This is a genomic window from Nocardia sp. NPDC060220, from assembly GCF_042727815.1.
Taxonomy (GTDB): Bacteria; Actinomycetota; Actinomycetes; order Mycobacteriales; family Mycobacteriaceae; genus Nocardia.
The window spans coordinates 1-4,292 of record NZ_JBHWZY010000605.1 but is presented as its reverse complement, the minus strand read 5'-3'; the positions used below and the strand labels follow the sequence as shown (position 1 = coordinate 4,292).

The window sequence follows — 4,292 nt, the reverse complement described above, 5'->3', positions numbered from 1 at the left end:
CTCCTCTACCGGGATGCCCAGACGGTTCAGGGATCGGATTTCGCGCACCAGGCGGACGGTGTGGTCGTCGTATTCGCGGAAGCCGTTGGGGTGCCGTTCGGGTGCGACCAGCCCGAGTGCCTCGTACCGCCTGATGGCCTTGGGGCTGAGCTGAGCCAGCCGCGCGAGCTCTCCGATCCTCATGCAGCGAATGTAAACGCTGCCCCCAGGGGCAAGGTCAAGTGAGAGTTCACATTGCCTATCGGCGGTCGGTGAGCCATTCTGAAAAGGGCAAGGGACGCACCGGATTTCGCAGGGGGTCGTGACCGAATGCCGAATGGACCGAAAACGCTGACGCGGTACACGATCGAGGAAGAGCATCGGCATCCCGGTTCGTCGGGGGAATTCTCCGCGCTGGTGAATGTGGTGGCAACGGCGGCGAAGATCATTGCCAATCAGGTGACTCGCGGGGCGATCATCGGGTCGGGGGTCGAGGACGAGACGTCGGTGAGTGGGCGGCTCGATGTGTTGACTGATGAGATCATGGTGGGGCAGACGCAGTGGTCGGGGCATCTGTCCGGGTTGTTGTCCGAGCAGCATGCGACGGTGCTGCCCGCGACGCAGCGCCGGGGGAAGTACCTGCTGGCGTATGACGCGTTGGACGGGTCGAGCAATATCGACGTGAATCTGCCTGTCGGTTCGATTTTCAGCATTCTGCGGGCGCCGGAAGCGGTGGTCGCCGGCGACGCCGAACCTGCCGACACCGACTTCCTGCAGCCGGGAGTGGAGCAGGTCTGTGCGGGGTTCACCCTGTACGGGCCCGCCACGATGTTGGTCCTCACCACGGGCAGTGGCGTCGACGGGTTCACCCTCGATCGGGAGATCGGTGCGTTCGTGCTGACTCATCCGCAGATGCGAATCCCGCAGGACACCTCGGGTTTCGCGATCAATGCCGCGAACGAGCGGTTCTGGGAGCGGCCCGTGCGCCGGTATGTGCTCGAGTGCCTGGAGGGAGTCGAAGGGCCACGCGGGCGCGATTTCAATATGCGGTGGGTGGCGTCACTGGTGGCCGATACCTTCCACATCCTGACCAGGGGCGGGCTGTATCTGTACCCGCGCGATACGCGCAATCCCGCACAGCCGGGCCGAGTCTCGCTGCTGTACGGGGCGAACCCGATCGCGTTCATCGTCGAGCAGGCAGGCGGGGCGGCCACCACCGGGCACGAGCGCATGATGGAGGTTCCCCCGGCCCAGGTGCATCAGCGGGTGCCGTTCATCTTCGGTTCCCGCAACGAGGTGCTGCGCATCGAGCGATATCACCGGGAACCGGACGCGGGCAAGCGGTTCGACAGTTCACTGTTCGGAACGCGGTCATTGTTCCGGCCCGCCAAACACGATCAGCGCACGTAGATGCGCGATCGGCACAGTGCTTCGCGGGCGATCAGGCCGGGTCCTGGTCGCGTTCTTGCTGTTGCCTGCGGGCCTCGCGACGTTGCTGTTCGGCACGCTCGCGCAAGCCGCGCAGGAAGGCCTCGTCGTCGTCGGGATTCGACGCGACCCGGCGACCGGGGCGATCGTATTCACCGAACCGGGTATTCGAGACAGGTCCTGACTCGCCGACCGGCCTGCCCGCGAACAACCACAGCAGCGCACCGATCGTCGGGATCAGCACGACGACGATGATCCACCCCATCTTCGGTAGGTGCCGGATGCCCGCGTCGGGGCTGGTGATGATGTCGACCAGGCAATACACCCACAGGGCGAGAGTCAGAAAGCCGATGACGGCGTAAGGCATTCGGCGATTATTCCACGCCCACTCGCACGGTGGATCCGTAGTGGTCGGTGACCACCGACATCAGTCGGGCAGGAGCGGGACCGAGAGACCTTCGCCGCTGCGCAGGAGTGCGGCGCGGGTGACGGCGGTGGAACCGAAGCGGCGCCGCAGGTCGTCGAGAGTGGCGTCGAGGGTGTTCTCGGCGCGCGCGTCCAGCGGCAGGGTGAGTTGCATGGTGTCGGCGTCGTCGAGGTTGGTCAGCGAGAGGCCGATCAGGGTGATGCCGCGTTCGATGATCAGCGGTTGAGCGGCGTGCAGCAGCAGGCGGGCGGCGTGGCGGATCGCGGTGGAGGCATCGGTGGCTTCGACGAGAGTGTGCGATCGGGTGGCGCGGGTGAAATCGTCGAAACGTAAGCGCAGCACCACCGTTCGGCAGACGCGGTCGGCGGCGCGCAGGCGGCGGCCGAGGCGGTCGGTGAGGCCGTCGAGGTAGGCGGCGATCTCGTCGGGGTCACGGGGGCGGCGGCCGAGGGCGCGTTGGGCGCCGATCGAGCGCCGTCGTTTGCCGGTTTCCACGCGGCGTGGATCGCGAGCCAAGGACAGGGCGAACAGGTGACGGGCCGCGGCGGGGCCGAGGATGGCGCGCAGGTGGGGTTCGCCGAGTTCGGCGAGCTGGCCGATGCGGGTGATGCCGTTGGCGTGCAATGACGCCGAGGTGACTTTGCCGACGCCCCATAATCGCTCCACCGGCAGTGGATGCAGGAAGTCGAGCTCCTTGCCGGGTTCGACAAGGCGTAACCCGTCGGGTTTGGCGACGGCGGAGGCGACCTTGGCGAGGAATTTGTTGCGTGCGATGCCCACGGAGATGGGCAGGCCCACCCGGCCGGCCACCTGCGCGCGCAGCCGGTGCCCGATGTCGATCGGTACGCCGCTGATCCGGCGTAACCCGCTGACGTCGAGGAACGCCTCATCGATCGAGATCCCCTCCACCACCGGGGTGGTGTCGTGGAATACCGCGAACACCGCTTTGCTTGCCTCGGCATAGGCCGACATCCGTGGCGGCACCACGATCGCGTGCGGACACAGGCGCAGCGCCTGGCCCGCGTTCATCGGTGTGCGGATCCCGAACGCCTTGGCCTCGTAGCTGGCCGCCAACACCACCCCGCCACCCACGATGACCGGTTTGCCACGCAGCCACGGCTGGTCACGCTGCTCGACCGAGGCGTAGAACGAGTCGAGGTCGGCGTGCAGGATCGAGGCCTCGGCGCGGGACTGGATACGCGGGCGACGCGGGGCGGCGGAATCGGACACGAACATATGTTCGCATCGGGGTCCGACGAGTTCGGCCTTTCAGGGTGTGGAGATAGCCCTGGCCTGCAGGTTTTCGGCGAACTCGCGCGCGGCGGTGAGGTCGGTGGCGTCGGGGTGGCCTTTGCGGATACCGCCCACCAGGCGCAGCGGCAGCCAGGTGTCGAAGCCCCTGCAGTCGAAGGCGTCGACCACGTCGAAGCCCTTCTTCTCGATGTCGCGGGTCAAGGTGGTGACGTAGCGGCGAAACGGCGGTTCCGGGAATCCACTGGTGCGGAACACGAACGCTTTGCCCTGGTGTCCGGCCGGCAGGGAGGCGATGAACCGGCGCAGTTCCGGATGGAAAGCCATGTTGTAGATGCCCGAGCCGAAGCCGACGAGGTCGTAGTCGGCGAGCCCGGCCGGATCGATGTCGGCGGGGGCGACGACCCGTCCGCCGAGCACCTGGCCGATGGTTTCGGCGACGCGCTGGGTGTTGCCGTGCGACACCGACTTGCACACGAGGATGACCTTCATGGGGATGGTCCTTTCGTTCCGCTGCGTTGCTGGACACCCTCGGAGACACCGCTCAGGTTCCCAGCGTGACATGCAGGTGCTGTGCCCTCCGTCACAGCGTGCGTTCGGCCGCGATGTCGAGAATGCGCACGACGTCGATGGACTGCAGTTTGTCGGGGTTGCGGATCGCGTAGAGCCCGGTGACGAGGTCGTCGGTCAGCTCGACCACCAGCACGGTATCGAGATCGCCGTTCTTCGATCGGGCGATCACCGTGGGCTGCGCGTTGAAACTGCCGAATTCGACTGTCGCGCCCGCCATCGAGTTCTGGGTCAGCCCGATCAGGAACCGCGCCACGGGCTCGGCGCCGATGATCGGGCGGCGCGCGGCACTCACACGGCCACCGCCGTCGGAGATCTGGAGGACGTCGGGCGCGAGTACCGCCATGAGGGCGCTGACGTCGCCGGTGTTGGTGGCCAGCAGGAAGCGGCCGATCACCGCGCGGCTGGTGTCGGAGTCCGGTTGGAAGCGCCGTCGCCGCGACGCGACATGCGCGCGGGCCCGGTGGGCGATCTGCCGCACGGCGGAGTCGGATTTATCGATCATCTGCGCGATCTCGCGATGGCTGTGTCCGAACACCTCCGACAGCACGAACACCGCGCGCTCGGTGGGACCGAGAGTTTCCAGCACGAGCAGCATCGCCATCGACACCGATTCGGCCAGCAACACATCCTGCCC

At 66.8% G+C, this 4,292-nt stretch carries 6 protein-coding genes; 1 reads left to right on the top strand and 5 read right to left on the bottom strand.

The annotated features are described in order from the left end of the window. The coding region (locus ACFWF3_RS26110) for a MerR family transcriptional regulator (protein WP_379315954.1) at positions 1 to 183 on the bottom strand (183 nt) is incomplete at its 3' end. A 126-nt stretch (positions 184 to 309) separates the two neighbouring features. Between ACFWF3_RS26110 and ACFWF3_RS26105 the strand changes: the two genes are divergently transcribed. Then, a complete protein-coding gene (locus tag ACFWF3_RS26105) occupies positions 310 to 1,389 on the top strand; it encodes a class 1 fructose-bisphosphatase (RefSeq protein WP_379315952.1) in 1,080 nt (359 codons plus the stop codon). 31 nt (positions 1,390 to 1,420) lie between these two features. Here the strand turns inward: ACFWF3_RS26105 and ACFWF3_RS26100 are convergent, their stop codons facing one another. The 4 genes from ACFWF3_RS26100 to ACFWF3_RS26085 all read right to left on the bottom strand — a co-directional run. Continuing rightward, complete coding sequence (locus tag ACFWF3_RS26100) at positions 1,421 to 1,774, bottom strand: PLD nuclease N-terminal domain-containing protein (protein WP_378652648.1); 354 nt, start codon at positions 1,772 to 1,774, stop codon at positions 1,421 to 1,423. A gap of 60 nt (positions 1,775 to 1,834) precedes the next feature. Further along, positions 1,835 to 3,070 (bottom strand): DNA polymerase IV, encoded by a 1,236-nt coding sequence (gene dinB / locus ACFWF3_RS26095; protein WP_379315950.1) that lies wholly within the window; start codon positions 3,068 to 3,070, stop codon positions 1,835 to 1,837. Between the two features lie 33 nt (positions 3,071 to 3,103). Further along, positions 3,104 to 3,577 carry a flavodoxin family protein gene (locus ACFWF3_RS26090; protein WP_379315948.1) on the bottom strand — a complete coding sequence of 158 codons (474 nt, stop codon included), beginning with the start codon at positions 3,575 to 3,577 and terminating at the stop codon, positions 3,104 to 3,106. Positions 3,578 to 3,668: 91 nt separating this feature from the next. After that, on the bottom strand, positions 3,669 to 4,292 hold a 624-nt coding region (locus ACFWF3_RS26085), incomplete at its 5' end, for a sigma factor-like helix-turn-helix DNA-binding protein (protein WP_379315946.1).

Excerpts from the sequence above, each read along its gene's own strand:
- ACFWF3_RS26105 (WP_379315952.1), top strand. The coding sequence starts at position 310 with ATGCCGAATGGACCGAAAACGCTGACGCGGTACACGATCGAGGAAGAG.
- dinB (WP_379315950.1), bottom strand. The coding sequence starts at position 3,070 with ATGTTCGTGTCCGATTCCGCCGCCCCGCGTCGCCCGCGTATCCAGTCC.
- ACFWF3_RS26090 (WP_379315948.1), bottom strand. The coding sequence starts at position 3,577 with ATGAAGGTCATCCTCGTGTGCAAGTCGGTGTCGCACGGCAACACCCAG.
- ACFWF3_RS26100 (WP_378652648.1), bottom strand. The coding sequence starts at position 1,774 with ATGCCTTACGCCGTCATCGGCTTTCTGACTCTCGCCCTGTGGGTGTAT.